Source organism: Microbacterium sp. Y832 (genome assembly GCF_057669765.1).
This window is the reverse complement of record NZ_JBYHFM010000003.1, coordinates 110,892-132,832: the sequence shown is the minus strand read 5'-3', so window position 1 is coordinate 132,832 and position 21,941 is coordinate 110,892. Positions and strand designations below refer to the sequence as shown.

Sequence of the window (21,941 nt, the reverse complement as noted above, 5' to 3'; positions counted from 1 at the left end):
TCAGCCTATCGAGTCGCGAGGTGGGCGTGGATCGTCCCGGCGAGCTTGGGGCCGATGCCCGGCAGCTCCGAGATCTCTTCGGGGCTCGCCGCCTTCAACGCCGTGACCGAGCCGAAGTGGCGCAGAAGCGCTTTGATCCTCGTCTCGCCGAGGCCCGGGACCTCGGCCAGTACGCTCTGGATGTCGCGTCGACGTCGCTTGCGCTGGTGCGAGATCGCGAAACGGTGGGCTTCGTCGCGAAGCCGCTGCAGGAGGTAGAGCGCCTCGCTCGTGCGCGGCAGGATCACCGGGAAATCCTCACCCGGAAGCCACACCTCTTCGAGCCGCTTGGCGATACCGCACAGCGCGATCTCGGCACGCCCGGCATCGTGCAGCGCACGGGCAGCCGCCTCGACCTGGGGCTTGCCGCCGTCGACGACGAGCAGCTGCGGACGGTACGCGAACCGAGGCCGCTTCCGCTCCCCTGCCGCTGCGTCTGCGCCCTCGGCCGCTGATCCCGCGTCGTCGTTGCCGGAGCCCGGTGAAGGGTCGCGCGCCTCGGGCCGATCGAGATACGCCAGACGTCGCGTCAGCACCTGGTAGAGCGAGTCGGTGTCATCCGTCGTCTCGGGAATGCCGAACGACCGGTACTGGTCCTTGCGGGGCAGGCCGTCTTCGAACACGACCATCGAGGCGACGACGTTCGTCCCGCTCAGGTGCGACACATCGAAGCACTCGATCCGAAGGGGGGCCTCGGCGATTCCGAGCGCCTCCTGCAGATCGGTGAGCGCCTGCGTGCGGGCGACGTAGTCGCTCGTGCGCCGGGTCTTGTGCAGCATGAGGGCCTGCTGGGCGTTGAGCGTCGCGGTCTTCATCAGCTCGGCTTTGCGTCCGCGCTGCGCGATCTGGATCGACACGTTCCGACCGCGTCGCTCACGCAGCCAGGTCTCGAGCTCGGTCGCGTCCTCGGGCATCGAAGGCACGAGCACCTGCCGCGGGATGTCAGCACCGGCGGCGTCGCCGTAGGCGCGCTGCAGGACCTGGTCGACGAGGTCCCCGCCCGAGATGTCGAGCTCTTTCTCGAGGGTCGTCGCTCGCACGCCGCGCACGCGCCCGCCCCGGATGACGAAATGCTGCACGGCGGCGGCGAGTTCGTCTTCGGCGATGCCGAACAGGTCGGCGTCGGTGTCTTCGGCCAGCACGAGGGCGCTCTTGTTCAAGACGGCGTCGATCGCCTGCAGCCGGTCGCGGTAGACGGCGGCCGCTTCGTAGTCCATCGCTGCGGCGGCCTCGCGCATGCGGGCGGTCAAGTCGCGCGTGAACCGCTGGTCGCCGCCAGCCATGAACGCGACGAAGTCATCGACGACCGCGCGGTGCTCCTCGATCGTGACGCGCATCGAGCACGGGCCGCCGCAGCGGCCGATCTGACCGGGGAAGCACGGCCGCCCCGTCGACATCGCCTTCTTGTACGACGCATCGCTGCAGGTACGGATCGGGAAGACCTTGATGAGTTGGTCGATCGTGTCATGGACGGCCCACACCTTCGGGTACGGCCCGAAGTACTTCGCCCCCGCGATCCGGCGATTGCGCGTCACGAGGACGCGCGGCGCCTCGTCGGCGAGGGTGACGGCCATGAACGGGTACGACTTGTCGTCGCGGTAGCGAACGTTGAACGGCGGATCGAACTCCTTGATCCACTGGTATTCGAGCTGCAGCGAATCGACGTCGGTCGCGACGACGGTCCATTCGACGGAGGCCGCGGTCGTGACCATCCGCCGCGTGCGCTCGTGGAGCGTGTGCAACGGAGCGAAGTAGTTCGACAGCCGTGCGCGCAGGTTCTTCGCCTTGCCGACGTAGAGCACCCGTCCGTCGCGGTCACGGAATCGGTAGACGCCGGGGTTCGTCGGGATCTCCCCCGGCTTCGGCTTGTACGCGACCGTGGGAACGGATCGGGTCATGCGTCAGCCCGCCTTGCGCTGGATACCCGGTCCTTGACCCTCGAGCACTTCGGCGAGGAAGACGCCGGTGTGGCTGCCCTCGGCACGGGCGACGCGCTCAGGCGTGCCCGTCGCGATGACCTCGCCGCCGCCGGCGCCACCCTCGGGACCGAGGTCGATGACCCAGTCGGCCGACTTGATGACGTCGAGGTTGTGCTCGATCACGATGACGGTGTTGCCCTTGTCGACCAAGCTGTTGAGCACTTCGAGCAGGCGGGCGACGTCTTCGAAGTGCAGACCCGTCGTCGGCTCGTCGAGCACATAGATCGAGCGGCCGTTCGACCGGCGCTGCAGCTCTGTCGCGAGCTTGACGCGCTGCGCCTCACCGCCGGACAGCGTCGTGGCGGACTGGCCGAGTCGAACGTAGCCGAGACCCACATCGACGAGGGTCTTGAGGTAGCGGTGGATCGCCTGGATCGGCTCGAAGAACTCGGCGGCCTCGGCGATCGGCATCTCGAGCACTTCGGCGATGTTCTTGCCCTTGTAGTGCACCGACAGCGTGTCGCGGTTGTACCGCTTGCCATGGCACACCTCGCAATCGACGTACACATCGGGCAGGAAGTTCATCTCGATCTTGATCGTGCCGTCGCCCGAGCACGCCTCGCACCGGCCGCCTTTCACGTTGAAGCTGAACCGGCCGGGCTGGTAGCCCCGAGCCTTTGCTTCGGGCGTGTCGCTGAACAGCGAGCGGACGCGGTCGAACACGCCCGTGTAGGTCGCGGGGTTGGATCGGGGTGTGCGTCCGATCGGCGCCTGGTCGACGTGCACGACCTTGTCGAGGTTGTCGAGCCCCGTCACGCGCGTGTGCTTGCCCGCGACGCGGCGTGCGCCGTTGAGACGGCTCGCGAGGACTTCGTAGAGGATGCCGTTGACCAGCGTCGACTTGCCCGAGCCGCTGACACCCGTCACGGCCGTCAGCACGCCGAGCGGGAAGTCGACCGTGATGTTCTTGAGGTTGTTCTCTCGCGCCCCGACGACCGTGATCTGACGCTTCTTGTCGATCTTGCGCCGCTTCGCCGGGATCGGGATCTCGCGGCGCCCGGCGAGGTAGTCGCCCGTGATCGAGGCGGAGTCCTCGAGGAGCGAAGCGAGCGGACCCGAGTGCACCACCTCGCCGCCGTCGACACCGGCACGCGGCCCGATGTCGACGACCCAGTCGGCCGCGTGGATCGTCTCTTCGTCGTGCTCGACGACGATGAGGGTGTTGCCGAGGTCGCGCAGAGTGACCAGGGTCTCGATGAGCCGTCGGTTATCACGCTGGTGCAGGCCGATCGAGGGCTCATCGAGCACGTACAGCACGCCCGTCAGCCCCGAGCCGATCTGCGTCGCGAGGCGGATGCGCTGCGCTTCGCCGCCTGACAGCGAGCCGGCCGACCGGCCGAGACTCAGATAGTTGAGCCCCACTTGGAGGAGGAAGTCGAGGCGTGCGCGGATCTCGCGCAGCACGGCAGCAGCGATCTGCGCTTCGCGCTCGGTCAGTTCGAGCGTCGCGAAGAACTCCCGCGACTCGGCGAGGCTCAACCGCGACGCATCGGCGATGGAGTGGCCGTGCACGAGCACCGCGAGGACTTCGGGCTTGAGTCGATCACCGTTGCAGACCGGACACGGCACTTCGCGCAGGTACTCGGACCACCGCTGCCGCTGCGTGTCGGACTCGGCCTGCAGGTACTGCCGTTCGATGTATGGGACGACGCCCTCGAACCCCGACGTGTAACGCATCTCACGGCCGTAGCGGTTGCGCCATTTGACGGAGACTTTGTAGTCCTCGCCTCGCAGCACGGCTTCGCGCACCGATTCGGGCAGGTCTTTCCACGGCGTATCGAGCGAGAAATCGAGGTCGCGTGCGAGGCCTTCGAGCAGCCGCTCGTAGTACTGGTAGAGCCCCTTGCCCTGCGTCGTCCACGGCACCAGGACACCCTCGCTGATCGAGAGCTCCTCATCACCGAGCATGAGCTCGACGTCGACCGACATGCGGGTACCCAGCCCGGAGCAGGCGGGACAGGCGCCGAACGGCGCGTTGAACGAGAAGGTGCGCGGCTCGATCTCGGTCAGCTGCAGCGCGTGGCCGTTCGGGCACGCGAGCTTCTCGGAGAACGACTGCCACGCGTCGTCGCCCTCTTCGTCGACGAAATTGACCTGCACGATGCCGCCGGCCAGACCCAGTGCCGTCTCGACGGAATCGGTGACCCGGCTGAGGATGTCCGGGCCCGCGACGAGCCGGTCGACGACGACGGCGATGTCGTGCTTGTAGCTCTTCTTGAGCTTCGGCGGCTCGGCGAGCTGGATGAGCTCGCCGTCGACGATCGCCCGGGCGTACCCCTTCGCGCCGAGCTCTGCGAAGAGGTCGACGAATTCGCCCTTCTTCTGGGATACGACGGGGGCGACGACCTGGTAGCGCGTGCGCTCGGGGAGCTCCATCAGCTGGTCGGCGATCTGCTGCACCGTCTGCCGCTGGATGCGCTCGCCGCACTCGGGGCAGTGGGGCACGCCGATGCGCGCCCACAGCAGACGCATGTAGTCGTGGATCTCGGTGATCGTGCCGACCGTGGAGCGCGGGTTGCGGTTGGTCGATTTCTGGTCGATCGACACGGCAGGGCTGAGCCCTTCAATGAAGTCGACGTCGGGGCGGTCGACCTGTCCGAGGAACTGCCGCGCGTAGGCGCTCAGTGATTCGACGTAGCGACGCTGCCCCTCGGCGAAGATCGTGTCGAACGCGAGGCTCGACTTGCCCGAGCCGGACAGACCCGTGAAGACGACGAGCGAATCGCGCGGGATGTCGAGGTCGACGTTCTTGAGGTTGTGCACGCGAGCACCGCGCACGCTGAGCGTGCCGCTCCCGTGTCCGGACGCGGGGAAGGGACGCGCGACGACGTGGCTCGAACCGGAGCCTCCGGGCGTGTGATCGGGCGTGACGACGGGGACGATGGGCACCCGACAAGTTTAGGCGGGGCCTCGGACATGGGATCGAAAGCGTGTTCGCCTCGCGCGAATCCGCACGGACGACGAATGGATGCCGCCGGCCTGGGCCTGCGGCATCCATTCGGTCACCGACCGTTCGTCACCACACGATGACGGGCAGACGGAAGCTCTGCGACGTGTCGTGCGCGTCGCTTCCGGCGTACGTCGCCGAGAGCAGGTGCACCCCGCGACTCAGGGTGGGCAGCTTCACCGAGACGACTCCGCGGTCCTTCGCCGTCAGGGTCGCCGTCGCAATGCGGCGGTTGCCGTCGAAGATCACGACCTCGCCCGCGGGAACGCCTTTCCCGGCGATGACGGCGACGTTGTACTGAATCGCCGCGCCGTATTTGGCGAGGATCCGACTCGGCACTCCGAGCGTGATCGTCGCGCTCTTGGCGACCGGTTCGGCGACCGTGATCGGCACCTCGATCGCCGTTCCCGCCAGCGTCGTGATCGTCAGCGGCACCGTGCCGCTCACACCGGTCGGCACGATGACCGACAGGTTCGCGGTTCCTGTGACGTCGAGCACCGCGTCACTCACCGTGGAATCCACGGGCGCTGTGCCGACGACGGTGCCGCCGATCGCCACCGACACCGTGTCGGCTTTCGGCTCGGTCGTCGAGAAGTCCAGTGACGAGAGCGAGACGTCGATCGTCGAGCCGGCGGTGTAGCCGCCCGCGGGCGGTGCCGACAGCGCGAGCCCGATCGAACGCTGCGCGTAGTCGGGCGAGGCCGTGCCGACGAACGCCATGTAGTCGACCATCGCCGCGAGGTCAGCCTGGCCGGTGTCTGCTCGCGCGGTTCCCTCCGGGAACACGGCGAAGTTGTCCCCACCCGAGGCCAGGAACGAGTTCGCCACCACGCGGTATCCGGCCGTGGGATCGATCGGAGCGCCCTCGAACTGCACGTTCGCGACGCGGCTGCCCTCGGGCGCCGCGGGGTCGAAGGTGTACGTCAACCCTGACGAGATGCCGAGCTTGAGGAAGGGTCGCGCGGCTCCGGCCGGCTGCCACTGCTGCTCGAGCAGCGCGGTGATCTGCCTCCCCGTCAGGGTCAATGCGACGAGGGTGTTGGCGAACGGCTGGACGTTCGCGGCCTCACGGTACGTGAGCACACCGTCGGGAGCGTACGTCATGTCGGTGCGCAGACCCCCCGGGTTCATGAACGCGATCTGCGCCGTCGGATCGGTGCGCTGCACGGCCCACAGCTGCGCGTCGGCGACGAAGTTGCCGAGCGTCGATTCGGCGCCGCGGTTCTCGGTCGTGCCGTTGCGAAGCTTGGCGCGGTTGATGTCTGCCGAGAGAGTGCCGAGCGGGGCGGCTCCGAGCTGAGCCGCGTCGGCGACCGCCTGATCGACGATGGCCGTCACGGTCGGGTCGGGCACGTAGGCGGCCGCGCCCCCCGCGTCGTACATGCTGTAGACGGTGTTGTCCATCGACTGCACGGTCTTCGTCTCGGGGTCGATCGTGATGACCATGTTGCTGAACTTCTCGCCGTACTGCCCCGACGAGATGACGGGCCGCAGTCCCGTGTCCCCCGCGTAGGGCACTTCGTGCGAATACGCCAGGTGGGTGTGCCCGGAGACGATCGCGTTGACCTCGGGACCCACGCCGTTCACGATCGCGCCGAAGCCCGTCGCCGGGTCGGTCGCCGTCGCGTAGGAGGTGTCCTCCGCACCCTCGTGCACGAGCAGCACGACGACATCGGCCTCCCCGTTCGAGGCGTCGCCATCGCTGAGATCGGCGGCGACGGCGTTGACGCTCGAGACGATCGGGCGCACATCGAGCGTCGCGATGCCTGCGGGGTTGACCAGTGACGGCAGGTCTTCCGTCACCGCTCCGATGAAGCCGACCGACACACCGTCGACGGTGCGCACCCAGTACGGCGCCAGCGCATGGTCATCGGTCTCGGTGTCCCAGACGTTCGCGCTGATGTACTCCCAGTCCGCGGCGTTCTGCACGCGATCACGCAGGTCGGCCCACCCGCCGTCGAACTCGTGGTTTCCGGCCGCGCTGACGTCAAGTCCCGCGGCGTTGAGCGCCTCGATCGTCGGCAGATCCTGCTGGATGAAGGACTCGAACGTCGACGCACCGATCAAGTCGCCCGCCGCAGCGAAGATCGTGTTGTCGTTGGCGTCGCGGAACGACTTCACGGCCGTCGCCAGCGCGGCAGCGCCGCCGGCGGGTGCGGCGGCCCCGATACGGCCGTGGAAGTCGTTCATCGTCACGAGGTTGACCGTGACGGGATCGGCGGCTTGAGCCGGGGCGGCGACGAGGGTGCCGGCGGCGAGCGCTGCGGTGGCGAATGCCGCTCCGACCGCAAGGCGTCGGCGTGCCGCAGCGCGCCGGGGTTGTGACATGTGTGGCATGTGACTGCTTCCTCTGGGGGTGGAATCGGGCAGACACGTTCGCGCGTGATCACCACGACGTGACGCTCCGGATGCCGAGCCTAAATCTGCGCACCGCGACGCGATAGCAATATGAGAGGGTGCTCACACACCGCCTCCGCCGACACCGGCCGGTTCTGTGCGATGCATGCAGGCGACGGCTACGCGTGCCCCGCGCGCTCCATGGCGCGCAGGTCGCGCTTGAGGTCCTGCACTTCGTCGCGGAGTCGCGCCGCAAGCTCGAACTTGAGCTCTTCGGCCGCGACGAGCATCTGCGCGCTGAGGTCGGCGATCGTCGCCTCGAGCTGCTCGGCACCCTCGGCCGCGATCCCCTCGCGCCGGCCCTTCGAACTGAGTGACCGTGGGGTCGGTGCCTTGCCCTTGCCCGACGCGACGCGCGACGAGTCTCGGCGCGACAGCATCCGGTCGGTGTCGGATGCCTCGCGCGCCAGGGCGTCGGTGATGTCTGCGATGCGCTTGCGCAGGGGCTGCGGATCGATACCGTGCTCTTTGTTGTACGCGAGCTGCTTGTCACGACGTCGGTCGGTCTCTTCGATTGCGTTGCGCATCGAATCGGTCATCCGATCGGCGTACATGTGCACTTCACCCGAGACGTTGCGCGCCGCGCGGCCGATCGTCTGGATGAGCGAGGTGCCGCTGCGCAGGAACCCCTCTTTGTCGGCGTCGAGGATCGCCACGAGCGAGACCTCGGGCAGGTCGAGCCCTTCGCGCAGCAGGTTGATCCCCACGAGCACGTCGTAGACCCCGGCGCGCAGTTCGCTGAGCAGCTCGACACGCCGCAGCGTGTCGACGTCGGAGTGCAGATAGCGCACCCGCACGCCGTGCTCGCCGAGGAAGTCGGTGAGCTCTTCGGCCATCTTCTTCGTCAGCGTCGTCACGAGCACACGCTCATTGCGCTCGACGCGCAGGCGGATCTCTTCGAGCAGGTCGTCGATCTGCCCCTTGGACGGCTTGACGACGATCTGAGGGTCGACCAGTCCGGTCGGGCGGATGATCTGCTCGACGACGCCGTCGGCGATGCCCATCTCGTAACGGCCCGGCGTCGCCGAGAGGTAGACGGTCTGCCCGACACGGTTCTTGAACTCGTCCCAGCGCAGCGGCCGGTTGTCGAGGGCGCTGGGAAGGCGGAAGCCGTGCTCGACGAGAGTGCGCTTGCGTGACGCGTCGCCTTCGTACATGGCACCGATCTGGGGCACCGCGACGTGCGATTCGTCGATGACCATGAGGAAGTCATCGGGGAAGAAGTCCAGCAGCGTGTGCGGCGGCTCGCCCGGGGAGCGGCCGTCGAGGTGGCGCGAGTAGTTCTCGATGCCCGAGCAGAAGCCCAGCTGCTGCAGCATCTCGAGATCGAACGTCGTGCGCATGCGCAGCCGCTGCGCCTCGAGCAGCTTGTTCTGCGACTCGAGCTCACGCAGCCGCTCGCTCAGCTCGTGCTCGATCGTGCCGATCGCGCGCTGAACGGTGTCGGTCCCGGCCGCGTAGTGCGTCGCGGGGAAGATCGGCACGGAGTCGAGCTTCTGCACCACCTCACCCGTGAGGGGGTGCAGCATGTACAGCCCCTCGATCTCGTCACCGAACATCTCGATGCGCACGGCGTACTCCTCGTACACCGGGATGATCTCGATCGTGTCGCCGCGAACGCGGAAGTTGCCGCGCGAGAAGTCGACGTCGTTGCGGTTGTACTGCATCGCGATGAACTTGCGGATGAGAGCGTCGCGGTCGTACCGCTCGCCCCGCTGCAGTGCGACCATCGCCCGCAGATACTCTTCGGGCGAACCGAGACCGTAGATGCACGACACCGTGGACACCACGACGACGTCGCGGCGGCTCAGCAGCGAATTCGTCGTCGAGTGACGCAACCGCTCGACCTCGGAGTTGATCGACGAGTCCTTCTCGATGAAGGTATCGGTCTGCGGCACGTACGCCTCGGGCTGGTAGTAGTCGTAGTACGACACGAAGTACTCGACGGCGTTGTTGGGCAAGAGCTCACGGAACTCGTTGGCGAGCTGCGCCGCGAGGGTCTTGTTGTGCGCGAGCACGAGAGTGGGGCGCTGGACTGCTTCGATGAGCCAGGCTGTCGTCGCCGACTTTCCGGTTCCGGTGGCGCCCAGCAGGACGACATCGGTCTCACCCGCATTGATGCGCGCCGCGAGCTCGGCGATCGCCTGAGGCTGATCGCCGGACGGGGAAAAGTCGCTGATGACTTCGAAGGGCCGCACGGATCGCGTCGTCTGCACCCTTCCAGCGTAGGCGCGGGCTCAGACATCCGGGCGGGATCGGCCTCGAAACGTCAGCCGGCGGCGCGCGCCGCGATGTGCTGTGGGAGCGCGTCCCACAGCGCATCGACCTGCCGCAGGGTCTCCCCCACCGTCCCTGCTGTGTCGATGACGACATCCGCGATCGCCAGGCGTGCGGCATCCGAGACCTGAGACGCGAGCCGGGCGTCGGCATCCGTCTCGGTCATTCCCCGCAGGTCGACCATCCGTGCTCGGCGCACGTGGACCGGCGCGTGGGCGACGACGATCAGGTCCCAGGGGTCGCCGACGCGAGCCTCGACGAGCAGCGGCACGTCGTACACGACGACGGCGTCGGCACGGTCGGCGAAGGCCGCAGCGAAGCGGCGCTGCGACGCCGTCGCCACGGCAGGATGCACGATGGCGTTGAGGCGGGCGACGTCGGCAGGGTTCCCGAAAGCCCGCGCCGCGAGAGCGGGGCGATCGAGGGACCCGTCGGGAAGAACCACGTCATCGCCGAACTGCTCGGCGATCTCCGCGAGGACCGGAGAGCCCGGGCGCTGTACGTCGCGGACGATCTGGTCCGCATCGACGATCACGGCACCGAGTTCGGCAAGACGCGCGGCGATCGTGGACTTGCCCGACGCGATCCCGCCGGTGAGAGCGATGAGCGGCATGGCACGAGCATGCCACGCGCGCCGGCATCACCGGACGCATGCGTATTCATCTGCATGAACCTCAGGTTTTGCTCAAGGAGTGGATCTTTGGGCGGTGCTGAGGCTTACTCAAGGCGCCCTTGCGGTAGCCGCCATACGTTCGATTCATCGCCGAAACACCTCGCCGGTCCCGCACCACGGGGGAAGGGCAAGACCGGCAGGATCATCGTCACCGCCGCGGGCGAAGCCCCGGCGTGACGTACCTCTGCTTCCGAACGACACGAGACCGACAGGAGACCGACATGCTGGCACCACGCAGCCTCGCACCGGTCTCCCCCGTGGGCGCTCGCCGTCCTGGGAGGCGCAAGCGGTGTCGCCTGGGGTCCACCGCCGCCGGCGTGATCAGGGCGTCCGTCGTGATCTCGGGTTCCCTGGAGCCGGAGACCACGACGGACGACCCGGTCCTCACTACGAAGAAGCCCGTTGCGGATCTGGGGTTCCGCGACATCGTGAGCTTGCCCAGCGAGCTCACGAGCACACTCGTGGCGCACCGCGTCGTGACGATCACCGCCGCGGGGGACGGCGGGGTTACCACGACGAAGGGCGACACGATGCCCATGCTGATCAGTCTCGTCGCTCTCCTCGGGCCGACCAGACTGATCCCCGCTCCCGAGTCCCGCGGAACCCGAAAAGCCGGGGACTCGGGAGCACTTCTGCCGGAGGTTGCGCGATGAGCCGTGCGACCACCGTGGACCACGTTGCGGTGGGGGCCGCGACTCCGGCCGACGCGGGGGCGTCGGCCGGTGGGTCCGCTGGCGCGCAGGGCCGTGCGCGCTCCGGCATCGCGGCGCTGTCCGCGGCGCTCGCTCTGATCCTGGGGGTCGGGGCGGGCGCCGCGCCGTCCACGAATCCGGTCACCTGACGGTGAACTCGCCCACTCCAGCCAACGCGTTCCGGCACCGCTTCTGGGATATCATCACCGTTGTCGATTCGCCGACCGAGAGCGACCCGTCTGATACCGGAGGTGTGCAGGTGCCGGACAGCCGTGTCGCCGTCGTGATCGAGGACGAAGCCGACATCCGGCAGCTCCTGACTGACGTGCTCGAATCCGCGGGCTTCACGGTGCACGCGGCCGGGTCCGGACTCGATGGGATCGAGCTCGTGCGGACCACGCAACCCGTCGTGACGACATTGGATGTCAGCATGCCCGGCATCGACGGGTTCGAGACCGCAAAGCGGATCCGCGCCATCAGCAACACCTACATCGTGATGCTCACGGCGCGCAGCGAAGAGATCGATGCCCTGCAGGGGCTCGAATCCGGCGCGGACGATTACATCACCAAGCCGTTCCGGCCCCGTGAGCTTCGCGCGCGCATCGAAGCGATGCTGCGCCGCCCCCGCGTGCACACCGCCTCGGGTGACGCGGCGATCGACACCCCGCTGCCCTCCCCTGCCCTTGCGGAGGATCCGGACGACGGATGGCTCGGGCATCGGGGACTGCGCGTGCACCCCGGCATGCGGATCGCGGTGCGCGACGGGCAGAACCTCGACCTGACGCGCAGCGAGTTCGACATCGTCGCCGGCCTGCTCACCGCGCGTGGCCGCGTCGTCAGCAAGAGCGAGCTGGCTCTCATGCTGCGCGGTGACCACCACGGGGCGAGTGAGTTCGTGAGCGACGCGGACGCCCGCGCGATCGAGGTGCACATGGCCAACGTGCGCCGAAAGCTCGGCGAACGGCCGACGCAGCCCCGGTGGATCGAGACCGTCCGCGGCGTGGGCTACCGCCTCACACGCTGACCACGACGACCGAAGCATCCGAGCCGCGCGCGGCGTCCATCGCCGCGCGGCGTGCCGCGCTCATGAGCGTGGCGGGCTCGTAGCCGGTCGTGTCACTGAGCGCGACGCTGACGCCTACGACCGGGATCACAGCGCCGACGACGCCGCTCAGCTCGTCGAAGAGCCCCCGACGTATGCGCTCCGCCGTGCGCCGCGCGTCGGCTGCCGACCCTGGCTGGATGCCGACGAAGAGGCCCGTCGCCCCGTCGTGGCCGACGAACGCGCTCGTGGGAGCGAAGCGCCGCACGACCGTGCGGAAGGCGTCGGCGACGCTCGAGGCCGCCTCGGTCCCGAACGCCGTCGAGATCGCCGGCAGGTCGTCGATGCGCACCGAGATGACGCCGACGAGTTCGCCCCGGCGTCGCGCGCGACCGCTCATCCCGAGCAGCACGTAGGCGAAGGACATCTCGGGCAGCACGTCGTCATCGGTGAGGGTGAGACCGCGCGAGGCAACCACCCCGACGGATCCGGCGCGGTCCGACAGCAGCACCGAGGCGACGACGACCGCGACGATCGTGGTCAGGATCGTGACGAAGCTCGTGGCGATCGTGTCCAGCCACGTGCGGAAGATCTCGCTGTCCGGGCCGGCGACGAGGAACACGACGGTGCGCACGAGGTAGTACGCGGACTGGAACCCCAGCACCGCGACGAGGCTCCACGCGTTGCGGTTGCTCCCCATCTCATCGCGAAGGCTCTCGGCGGCGCCGAGGGCTGCGAAGACGAGGATGCCGACGAACAGGACAGGCGCGCCGGCCCACGCTCCGCCCCCTGGCCCCGCGATGAGAACAGCGATGACGGCCGCAACCGCGGCGGCGGCAACGATGAGACCCGCCACGAGCAGCCGTCGCGCGTTGTAGGCGCGGCATCCGAGCCAGATGCAGCCCGGGATCACCACGAAGGCCCCATTGCCGATCGCGATCGCCCACCAGGCATCCGGAGCCGTCGTCCAGATCAGATAGCTGACCGAGGTCAGCACGGCGGCGAGGAACGCCAGGCCCCACATGCGACCCGCGCCGTCGTCGCGCCGCAGAATCGATCCCGTGATGAACACGACGCTACTGGCGACGACGACGACAGCTGTCATCACCGCGACGGAGAAAAGGTCGAGGGTCATTCGGTTCCTTCCGATGGTTCGACGCGGTGCGCGCCCAGGGGCAGCCGCACCACGAATGTCGTTCCCGACCCCAGTTCGCTCTGCACCGTGATCTCGCCTCCGTGAGAGCGGACGATGTCCCGGCTGATCGCGAGCCCCAGTCCGCTCCCGTGCGTCGAAGTCATGCGCACGGCATCGGAGCGGAAGAACCTGTGGAACAGCCGCGGCATCTCGGAGTCGGAGATCCCGCGGCCCGAATCCCGCACGACGATCCACGCGTGCACGTCGTCGCTCGTCGTGCCCACTTCGATCGTCCCGCCGTCCTTGTTGTACTTGACAGCGTTCGAGAGCAGATTGTCGAGCACCTGACGGATGCGCGACGCGTCGACGAACGCGACGGCGCTCTCGACGCCCGTGGAATCGATTCGGATGCCGCGCTCCGCGGCGCGAGGATCCTGCAGCTCGATCGCGGCCGTCGCGATCGAGGCGATGTCGGTCTGCTGCGGGCGGATGCTGAGCTCGACCGTCGTGCGGTCGGAGCTGGATGCCGCGAGGATGTCGGACACGATCGAGAGCAGCCGGTGCGCGTTGCGCTCGGCGACTTCGAGCCCACGGCGCGCCGACGGCGACAGGTCTTCATCGAGCACGAGGTCGAGGTAGCCGACGATCGCGGTGAGTGGCGTGCGCAGTTCGTGCGATACCGACGCCACGAGGTCTTCGCGGGCGCGCACCGCGATGAGCTCCGTCGTGATGTCGCGCGAGACGATGACTGTTCCCGTCGCCTGCCCGTCATCGTCGCTCAGGCGTCGCGCGGTCACGTTGAGCGCACGGCGCTGTTCACCGGGCTCGCCGAACCAGATGACCTCGTCGTCGAACGTCTCACCGCGCATCGCCCGGGCGAGGGGCTGCTCTTCGGAGGGCAGAAGCGTGATCCCGTCGCGGGCATACGCGGGCACGAGGGTCGTCGCCTCCTGTTCGGCTCGCGTGTCCTTGGCGCGCTGCAGGCGCCCGTGCGCGTCGTTGCGCACCGCGACGCGGCCGTCCTCCGCCACGCGGATGATGCCGAAGTCGACGGCATCCAAAACGCTCGTCACGGTCTGCTCCTGCTCGCGGGCGTTTTCCAGAGCCTGGCCCAGGATCCGCGTCTGGCTGTCGAGCAGGATCCGCTGCACGCGCGAGCGCCTCGCCGTGAGGTAACTCGTCGTGGACAGGGCGACGACGGCGACCGGCAGCAGCAGCGCCGAGAACGTCAGCGGCCGACCCGGCAGGAATGTCTGGAATCCGTAGACCGCGCAGATCGTGAGGATCGACACGAACAGGCCCACCAAGCCGAAGCCCGATGCGAGCCACATCGCGGGAAAGATCCAGAGGATTCCGAAACCCGCCGTCGGGCTGGATTCGCGCATGACCGCGATCGCTGCGACATCGACGAGCGGCAGGACGACGCTCACCCCCTGCGGGAGGCTGTTCCACGGCACCGCGATCGCCACGCCGGCTCCGATGAACACGACGAGCACCGCGGCGAAGAACATGGGCGTGTTACCGGGGAAGTCGCCGATGATGGCGATGAGCGTGATGATGAGCACGACAGCGCCCAGCAGCAGCTGGTTGAGCACCGTCGTCCGGGCGCGCGTGCGGTCCTCGAACTGCGCGCGACCGACGCGGCGAAGGGCGGGCGGCCAAGACATGATGCGACGCTACCGCGCGGGCGGGCGCGGCGTTGCCCGGCACTCCGGATGCCGCGGGGTGCGCACCCGGAGTGCCGGATACGCCGAAGAGGCCAAGACCCGAAGGTCCTGGCCTCTTGGCGGTGTCGAGGAGCTAGTCCTCGATCAGCAGTGTCGGATCAGCGACCCGAGAGCTTCTCGCGGAGCGCAGCGAGCGCCTCGTCGTCGGCGAGCGTTCCGCCGCCGGCCTCGGAGGTGAAGCTCGACGACGAAGCGCCCGTGTCGGCGGGGGCGTTGGCCTCGGCCTCGGCTGCCTTCGTGACGGCAGCCTTGTGCGCCTCCCAGCGCGAGTGGGCAGCGGCGTACTCCTGCTCCCACTTCTCGCGCTGCTCGTCGAAGCCTTCCTTCCACTGGTTGGTCTCCGAGTCGAAGCCCTCGGGGTACTTGTACTCCCCGTTGTCGTCGTACTCGGTGGCCATGCCGTAGAGGGCGGGGTCGAACTCGGTACCGAAGGGGTCGACCGACTCGTTCGCCTGCTTGAGCGAGAGCGAGATGCGGCGACGCTCGAGGTCGATGTCGATGATCTTGACGAAGACCTCTTCGCCGACCGACACGACCTGCTCGGCGAGCTCGACGTGCTTGCCGGAGAGCTCCGAGATGTGCACGAGGCCCTCGATGCCGTCGGCGACCCGAACGAACGCACCGAACGGCACGAGCTTGGTGACCTTGCCCGGAGCGACCTGACCGATCGCGTGTGTGCGGGCGAACACCTGCCACGGGTCTTCCTGCGTCGCCTTGAGGGAGAGCGAGACGCGCTCGCGGTCCAGGTCGACCTCGAGGATCTCGACGGTGACTTCCTGACCGACCTCGACGACCTCAGACGCGTGCTCGATGTGCTTCCACGACAGCTCGGAGACGTGGACGAGACCGTCGACGCCACCCAGGTCGACGAACGCACCGAAGTTGACGATCGACGAGACCGTGCCCTTGCGGACCTGGCCCTTGTGCAGGTTGTTGAGGAAGTTCGAGCGCGACTCGGACTGCGTCTGCTCGAGCAGAGCGCGGCGCGAGAGCACGACGTTGTTGCGGTTCTTGTCGAGTTCGAGGATCTTGGCCTCGATCTCCTGGCCGAGGTACGGCGTCAGATCGCGGACACGGCGCAGCTCGATGAGCGATGCGGGGAGGAACCCACGCAGGCCGATGTCGACGATGAGACCGCCCTTGACGACCTCGATGACAGAACCGGTGACGACGCCGTCGTCTTCCTTGATCTTCTCGACGTCGCCCCACGCGCGCTCGTACTGTGCGCGCTTCTTGGACAGGATGAGGCGGCCTTCCTTGTCCTCCTTCTGGAGAACGAGGGCCTCGACCTCATCGCCGACCTTGACGACCTCGTTGGGGTCGACGTCGTGCTTGATCGAGAGCTCGCGAGAAGGGATGACACCCTCGGTCTTGAAGCCGACATCGAGGAGGACCTCGTCGCGGTCGACCTTCACGACGGTGCCTTCGATGAGGTCGCCGTCGTTGAAGGACTTGATGGTCAGTTCGACCGCGGCCAGGAAGTCCTCAGCAGAGCCGATGTCGTTGATTGCGATCTGCTTGGTGGCCGGGGCGGTCGTTGCGCTAGTCATGTAGTGGGTTGTCCTTGTGGGTTGGGGGTCTCGGGCTCGGCTTCTTCGTACACGCGGACGCGAACGAATTGTCAGCCGAAGCGAAGCGGATTGTTTTCGTGCGATGTCACGCACCCGATACCGGGACGTGACGGGAGAGCCACAGAAGTGACATTCCAGGGTATCAGAACGGCGCCGAGGGCCGCGAGGTCATGAACCGGCCTTCGTCGCGCACGGAACGCAGCGTGTCGCGGTCGGTCGCGCGACGAGACGGGCGAGCGGAATCGCGGTGCCGCAATCCGTGCAGATCCCGAAGCCGTCGGTGGCGCTCCGCGCGAGTGCGGCCTCGGTCTCGTCGCGTTCTCGGGCGGCGTCGGCGCGCAGCCCCGCAAGCCGCGACCACTCCGCCGAAAGGGGCGCGCCCTCGGGGTCGTGCTCGTCGTCGGCGGTCTCGGCCCCGCGGTCGGCGCGCAACTGAGCGAGCGTCTCGTCGAGACGACTGATGCGTTCGTCGAGTTCGGCGCGCAGCGTCTCGAGCGCTCCGCGCACGTGCGTCGCGGCATCCGTCGTCACGGCTGCAGCAGCACCTTCACGGCGCGGCGCTCGTCCATCGCGGCATACGCCTCGGGGGCCTCGGCCAGCGGCAGGGTGAGGTCGAAGACGCGGCCCGGCTGGATGCGACCGGAGCGCACGTCGGGCAGCAGCTCTTCGATGTAGCCGCGCACGGGCGCGACTCCCCCGTTGACGCCGACATTGCGCTCGAACATGCGCCCGATCGGCAGCTCGGGCCCGCCGTTGGGCACTCCCACGTACCCGACCATGCCGCCCGGACGCGTGGAGCGAAGCGCCTGGTCCATCGACTCCTTCGTGCCGACGCACTCGAGCACACGGTCGGCGCCGATGCCGTCGGTCAGCTCGCGAACGGCCGCAACGCCTTCGTCACCGCGCTCCTCGACGATGTGGGTGGCCCCGAATTCACGCGCGAGCTCCTGACGACGCGGATGCCGCGACATCGCGATGATCGTGGCGGCGCCGAGTCGCTTGGCCGCGATGACGGCGCACAGGCCGACGGCGCCGTCGCCCACGACGACGACGGTGTCGCCGGCGGTGACGCCTGCCGACACCGCGGCGTGGTGGCCCGTGCCCATGACGTCGCTGAGGGCGAGGAGGCCCGGGATCTCTTCGTCGGCGATCGGGCCGGGCACGACCGCGAGCGTGCCGTCGGCGAGGGGAACGCGCACGCGCTCACCCTGGCCGCCGTCGGCGAATCCGCCGAAGCGGTCGTCGCGACCCCACCAGCCGCCCGCGAGGCACGACGTGCTCACGCCGTTGCGGCAGTTCACGCACGTGCCGTCGCACACATAGAACGGTGCGATGACGAAATCGCCGGGGCGCACGTTCTCGACCTCGGGACCGACCGCCTCGACGACGCCGACGAACTCATGGCCGATCCGCCGCGGTTCATCGGTCGCCGTGACGCCGCGATACGGCCACAGGTCGGAGCCGCAGACGCACGCAGCGAGGACGCGCACGATCGCATCGCGTCCCGTCGAGAGTTCGGGGTCGGGCACCTCCTCGACGCGGATGTCGCGGGCAGCGTGGATGACAGTGGCGCGCATGGGGACGATGCTACGCCGGGTTTCGCGGCGGGGTGCCGCGGCCTACGCTCGGGCCATGCGCATGACCGCCGCCTTCCGCGCTCCCCGGCGCACGCCGGCCCTGCAGGTGGCCAAGTCTGCTCTGGCGACCATCGCCGCGTGGCTCATCGCGGGCTGGCTCGTTCCCGGCCCGCCGCCGGTCTTCGCCGCGATCGCCGCGCTCCTGGTCGTGCAGCCGAGCGTCAACCAGTCGCTCGCCAAGGCGGTCGAGCGGTCTATCGGCGTGATCGCCGGCGTCGCCGTCGCGTTGGCGCTCGGGATCCTGCTCGGCGGTTCGACGTGGGTGATCCTGCTCGCGACCGTCATCGCCTTGCTGTTGGCGTGGGGGCTCCGGATGACGGCGGGCACGGCCAACCAGGTGGCCATCAGCGCTCTGCTCGTGCTCGCGCTCGGCGGCAGCAGCCCAGGATACGCCGTCGACCGGATCGTCGAGACGCTGCTGGGCGCCGTCGTCGGGATCATCATCAGCCTCGCCCTCGTGCCGCCCGTCGCCGTCGTGCCCGCCCGTCACGCCGTCGAGGCGCTCGCCGCCGAGCTCGCCGCGTCGCTCGACCGCCTCGCGGTCGCACTCGAGCAGCCGCAGACGCCGGAACAGGTGCAGGAACTGCTCCTCACCGCGCGACTGATGCGCCCCATGCGCGACAAGGCCAGCTCCGCGCTCGCCGAGGCCGGCGACTCCCTTACGCTCAACCCGCGCGGCACGCGGCACCGCGCTGACCTCGCCGAGGCGCAGGCGCAGCTGGACCGCTTCGCGCCCATCGTGACGCAGACGATCGGCATGACGCGCGCCTTCGCGGACCACTACGACCCATCGGTGCACGACGAGCCCGTCGTGCACGACATCGCGCAGCAACTGCGGCGCGCAGCGCACGACGTGCAGCTCGTGGCCGTCGATCCGGAGCACCTGCCCGTCGACGACCGCGAGCCGGCACTCACGTCACCGCTGACGGTGCACATGCCGGACTCCTCCCACTGGATGCTGATCGGATCCCTGCTCGAGGACCTCCGCCGCATCCATGAGACGTTGAGCGCGCCGGCGGAACCTACTCGGTGACGCGCACCGTGAAGACGACGTCTGGGATGCCGCCGTCGGAGTTCTCGAGCGTCACTTCGGTCTCGCCCTCGGCGAGCGCCGTGATGCCGGGATTGAACGTCGCCGTGGCGTCTGCGTATCCCTCCACGAACTCGGCGACGGCGGGGTCGGCGATCGTCGCGGTATAGCTGTCGACGGCGAGGTCGCCCGTGTCGATGTTGAGCACCTGCCCGACGACGAGGTCGACCGTCGTGCCTTCGAGCTCGCCCGCCCCCTTCGTGACGGGAGCGATGACGTCTCCTTCGACGGATCCGGAACACGAGGTGAGTGCGAGAGCCGAGACGGCGAGCACACAGACGGCGGCGAAGCGAGTGAACTTCATATGGTCAGCCTGACGGTGCGGATGCCTCGGCGCCAGGGCGAGATCGGGAACACCGGCTGTGGATAAGTGCTCATCGGCACCGGCGCTGCGGATTACGGTGGTCGCGTGTTCAGCCGCCTTCGCTCCGTCACCGCCGCGTGCGCCCTCGCGCTCGCGCTGGGTGGCTGCGCCACGTCTTCCGACCTCACCGAGCCCTCACCCGCCTTCTCTTCCGAGGCCGACGCATTCGCCGCCGCAGAAGAGACCTACCGCGCATACGTCGATGCGCTGAACCAGGTGGATCTGAGCGACCCCGAGACGTTCGAAGCGGTGTACGCATGGACGACCGGCGAGGCGAACGCGGGAGCGCGGGAATCCTTCTCACGGATGCATGCCGATGCCTGGACTGTGGAGGGCGTTACAACAGTGGACCTCGTTGCACGTGGGCCCATCGACCTAACGGCCGGCACGCTCGAAATGGTCGTGTGTTTGAACGTCGCGGACGTGACCCTCGTCGAGGAGGAGGGGGAATCCATGGTGAGTACGGACCGCTGGGACGTGCAACCAATGCGGATCTCGTTCCAGACACAACCCAGCGGCGAGAACGACAACCCGATGCGGATCTCGAGCATTGCAGGCCGAAACGGTGCACCGGAATGTGGTCGCTAGGGGCCTGGGTGGTCACTGTGCTTCTTGCGACGCCCGGTGCACTCATGAACGGGTCAGGCTTGCCCGACGACTGCAACTCGGCAGGCTGGGCCGGAAACTGCGTTTCAAACTCAGGCACGTCCGTTGAGATCGGCGCATCCACGATGCGGCCGGGCGGCTCCGCCGGGCCCAGCACGCCCAGCAGCGACCGGCCCGCCCCCGAACTCGCCCTGCCCACCGCCCCGGAGACGTGCGGGCCGCTGGGATGCCGCCCGACCTACTCCGTCGTCATGGTCCCCGACGTCACGATCGACGATCTCGCGTCGTTCCGCCCGGCGGCACCCTCGCTCGCGGGTGAGCCGATCGGATTCGCGGTCGCCGGGCTGCCGGCGAACTTCGTGGCGACGGCATCCGAGCAGCGCATCGCAGGTGAACTCCTCGGGTGGGATGTCACGGTGCGGTTCGTGCCCGTCGGCTTCGTCTTCGACTACGGAGACGGCACATCGCATCCGTCGCCGACGGGCGGCACGACGTGGGCGGCGAGCGGAGCGCCGCAGTTCGCGCCGACGGCGACGAGCCATGTCTACCGCGGGCGCGGCGAACACACCGTGACCGCGGCGGTTCGCTATGCGGCATCCGTCGATTTCGGCACGGGCTCGTGGCGCCCTGTTCCCGGGCACGTCGTCGCGACGAGCCCGGGCTACGGCGTGCGCGTCGTCGAGGCGTCGACAGCCCTCGTCGACCGCACGTGCCGTGAAGGAGCCCCCGGCCCCGGCTGCTGACGGCGTCGACGCGACGGCGACCGCGTCCACAGCCACCGCGTCGACCGCCACTGCCCCTCGCGATTCGGCGGACAGTACCCTGTCGATGTGTCCCACCGTCCACAGAAACTGCTTCTACTCGACTCCGCGTCGCTGTACTTCCGCGCGTTCTTCGGCGTACCCGACACCGTCCGGGCGCCCGATGGGCAGCCCGTCAACGCCGTGCGCGGGTTTCTCGACATCATCACGAAGCTCGTGACGACGTACGAGCCGACGCACGTCGTCGCCTGCTGGGACGACGATTGGCGCCCGCAGTGGCGCGTGGACCTCATCCCCTCGTACAAGACCCACCGCGTCGCTGAGGTCATCGCGGGCGCACCCGATGTCGAAGAGGTCCCGGATCCGCTCGAAGTGCAGGTCCCGGTGATCCGCGAAGCGCTCGCCGCGGTCGGCATCGTCGTCGTCGGGGCCGCCGAACACGAAGCCGACGACGTCATCGGCACACTCGCAACGCGTGCCGAGATGCCCGTCGATGTCGTGACGGGCGACCGCGATCTCTTTCAGGTCGTCGACGACGCGCGCGGCGTGCGAGTCATTTACACGGCGCGCGGTATGAGCAATCTCGACGTCGTGACGGACGACGTCGTCATGACCAGATACGGCGTGCGGCCCGACCAGTACGCCGACTTCGCGACGCTGCGCGGCGACGCCTCTGACGGGCTGCCGGGCGTCGCGGGCGTCGGCGACAAGACCGCCGCGAAGCTGCTGCAGGCCCACGGCGATATCGCCGGCGTCATCGCCGCAGCCGCTGCGGGCGAGGGGATGTCCGCGGGACTCCGAGCCAAGATCGAGGCGGCTCTGCCGTACCTCGAGGTCGCCCCCACGGTCGTCGGCGTCGTGCGAGACCTCGACCTGCCCGATGTCGACGCCCGCCTGCGGCCGCTCGACGATCAGCAGAAGACGGATGCCACGGCCCTGGCCGAACGCCGCGGTCTCGGCACGTCGATGAACCGCCTCATCACGGCGCTCGACCGCGTCTGATC

The 21,941-nt window shown here is 68.5% G+C and carries 18 protein-coding genes; 7 read left to right on the top strand and 11 right to left on the bottom strand.

The window, feature by feature from the left end:
• Positions 1-5 precede the first annotated feature (5 nt).
• The 5 genes from uvrC to coaE form a co-directional block, all read right to left on the bottom strand.
• Positions 6-1,937, bottom strand: a complete 1,932-nt coding sequence (gene uvrC, locus AC25YV_RS06320) for an excinuclease ABC subunit UvrC (protein WP_488122991.1) — start codon at positions 1,935-1,937, stop codon at positions 6-8.
• Between the two features lie 3 nt (positions 1,938-1,940).
• Positions 1,941-4,796, bottom strand: coding sequence for an excinuclease ABC subunit UvrA (gene uvrA, locus AC25YV_RS06315; protein ID WP_488123424.1), 2,856 nt, complete (start codon positions 4,794-4,796; stop codon positions 1,941-1,943).
• Between the two features lie 238 nt (positions 4,797-5,034).
• Positions 5,035-7,293: a 5'-nucleotidase C-terminal domain-containing protein gene (locus AC25YV_RS06310; protein WP_488122990.1), complete on the bottom strand. Its 2,259-nt coding sequence runs from the start codon at positions 7,291-7,293 to the stop codon at positions 5,035-5,037.
• 188 nt (positions 7,294-7,481) lie between these two features.
• Positions 7,482-9,578 (bottom strand): excinuclease ABC subunit UvrB, encoded by a 2,097-nt coding sequence (gene uvrB, locus AC25YV_RS06305; protein WP_488122989.1) that lies wholly within the window; start codon positions 9,576-9,578, stop codon positions 7,482-7,484.
• A gap of 53 nt (positions 9,579-9,631) precedes the next feature.
• Positions 9,632-10,252 (bottom strand): dephospho-CoA kinase, encoded by a 621-nt coding sequence (coaE, locus tag AC25YV_RS06300; RefSeq protein ID WP_488122988.1) that lies wholly within the window; start codon positions 10,250-10,252, stop codon positions 9,632-9,634.
• Between the two features lie 395 nt (positions 10,253-10,647).
• Here coaE and AC25YV_RS06295 point away from each other — a divergent pair, with 395 nt between their 5' ends.
• From AC25YV_RS06295 to AC25YV_RS06285, 3 genes are all read left to right on the top strand, one after another.
• Entirely contained in the window at positions 10,648-10,965 is a 318-nt protein-coding gene (locus AC25YV_RS06295) for a S24/S26 family peptidase (protein WP_488122987.1), read from the top strand.
• Positions 10,962-11,153: a hypothetical protein gene (locus tag AC25YV_RS06290; protein ID WP_488122986.1), complete on the top strand. Its 192-nt coding sequence runs from the start codon at positions 10,962-10,964 to the stop codon at positions 11,151-11,153. The genes AC25YV_RS06295 and AC25YV_RS06290 overlap by 4 nt, the downstream gene beginning before the upstream one ends.
• 110 nt (positions 11,154-11,263) lie before the next feature.
• Positions 11,264-12,028: a response regulator transcription factor gene (locus tag AC25YV_RS06285; protein ID WP_488122985.1), complete on the top strand. Its 765-nt coding sequence runs from the start codon at positions 11,264-11,266 to the stop codon at positions 12,026-12,028.
• Here the strand turns inward: AC25YV_RS06285 and AC25YV_RS06280 are convergent.
• From AC25YV_RS06280 to AC25YV_RS06260, 5 genes are all read right to left on the bottom strand, one after another.
• Positions 12,018-13,181: a hypothetical protein gene (locus AC25YV_RS06280; RefSeq protein ID WP_488122984.1), complete on the bottom strand. Its 1,164-nt coding sequence runs from the start codon at positions 13,179-13,181 to the stop codon at positions 12,018-12,020. The genes AC25YV_RS06285 and AC25YV_RS06280 overlap by 11 nt on opposite strands.
• Positions 13,178-14,848, bottom strand: a complete 1,671-nt coding sequence (locus tag AC25YV_RS06275; protein WP_488122983.1) for a sensor histidine kinase — start codon at positions 14,846-14,848, stop codon at positions 13,178-13,180. Before AC25YV_RS06275 ends, AC25YV_RS06280 begins: the two co-directional genes overlap by 4 nt.
• A gap of 158 nt (positions 14,849-15,006) precedes the next feature.
• Positions 15,007-16,458, bottom strand: a complete 1,452-nt coding sequence (gene rpsA / locus AC25YV_RS06270) for a 30S ribosomal protein S1 (protein WP_488122982.1) — start codon at positions 16,456-16,458, stop codon at positions 15,007-15,009.
• A 189-nt stretch (positions 16,459-16,647) separates the two neighbouring features.
• Positions 16,648-17,010 (bottom strand): TraR/DksA family transcriptional regulator, encoded by a 363-nt coding sequence (locus AC25YV_RS06265; RefSeq protein ID WP_488122981.1) that lies wholly within the window; start codon positions 17,008-17,010, stop codon positions 16,648-16,650.
• Positions 17,007-18,056: a zinc-dependent alcohol dehydrogenase family protein gene (locus AC25YV_RS06260; protein WP_488122980.1), complete on the bottom strand. Its 1,050-nt coding sequence runs from the start codon at positions 18,054-18,056 to the stop codon at positions 17,007-17,009. The genes AC25YV_RS06265 and AC25YV_RS06260 overlap by 4 nt, the downstream gene beginning before the upstream one ends.
• A 55-nt stretch (positions 18,057-18,111) precedes the next feature.
• Between AC25YV_RS06260 and AC25YV_RS06255 the strand changes: the two genes are divergently transcribed.
• Positions 18,112-19,149: an FUSC family protein gene (locus AC25YV_RS06255; RefSeq protein ID WP_488122979.1), complete on the top strand. Its 1,038-nt coding sequence runs from the start codon at positions 18,112-18,114 to the stop codon at positions 19,147-19,149.
• Here the strand turns inward: AC25YV_RS06255 and AC25YV_RS06250 are convergent.
• Positions 19,139-19,510 (bottom strand): hypothetical protein, encoded by a 372-nt coding sequence (locus AC25YV_RS06250; protein WP_488122978.1) that lies wholly within the window; start codon positions 19,508-19,510, stop codon positions 19,139-19,141. The genes AC25YV_RS06255 and AC25YV_RS06250 overlap by 11 nt on opposite strands.
• Positions 19,511-19,615: 105 nt before the next feature.
• Here AC25YV_RS06250 and AC25YV_RS06245 point away from each other — a divergent pair, with 105 nt between their 5' ends.
• The 3 genes from AC25YV_RS06245 to AC25YV_RS06235 all read left to right on the top strand — a co-directional run bounded on the left by AC25YV_RS06245 (position 19,616) and on the right by AC25YV_RS06235 (position 21,939).
• Positions 19,616-20,158, top strand: a complete 543-nt coding sequence (locus AC25YV_RS06245) for a hypothetical protein (RefSeq protein ID WP_488122977.1) — start codon at positions 19,616-19,618, stop codon at positions 20,156-20,158.
• Positions 20,159-20,166: 8 nt separating this feature from the next.
• Positions 20,167-20,919, top strand: coding sequence for a hypothetical protein (locus AC25YV_RS06240; protein WP_488122976.1), 753 nt, complete (start codon positions 20,167-20,169; stop codon positions 20,917-20,919).
• Positions 20,920-21,006: 87 nt separating this feature from the next.
• Positions 21,007-21,939 (top strand): 5'-3' exonuclease, encoded by a 933-nt coding sequence (locus AC25YV_RS06235; RefSeq protein WP_488122975.1) that lies wholly within the window; start codon positions 21,007-21,009, stop codon positions 21,937-21,939.
• Positions 21,940-21,941 lie beyond the last annotated feature (2 nt).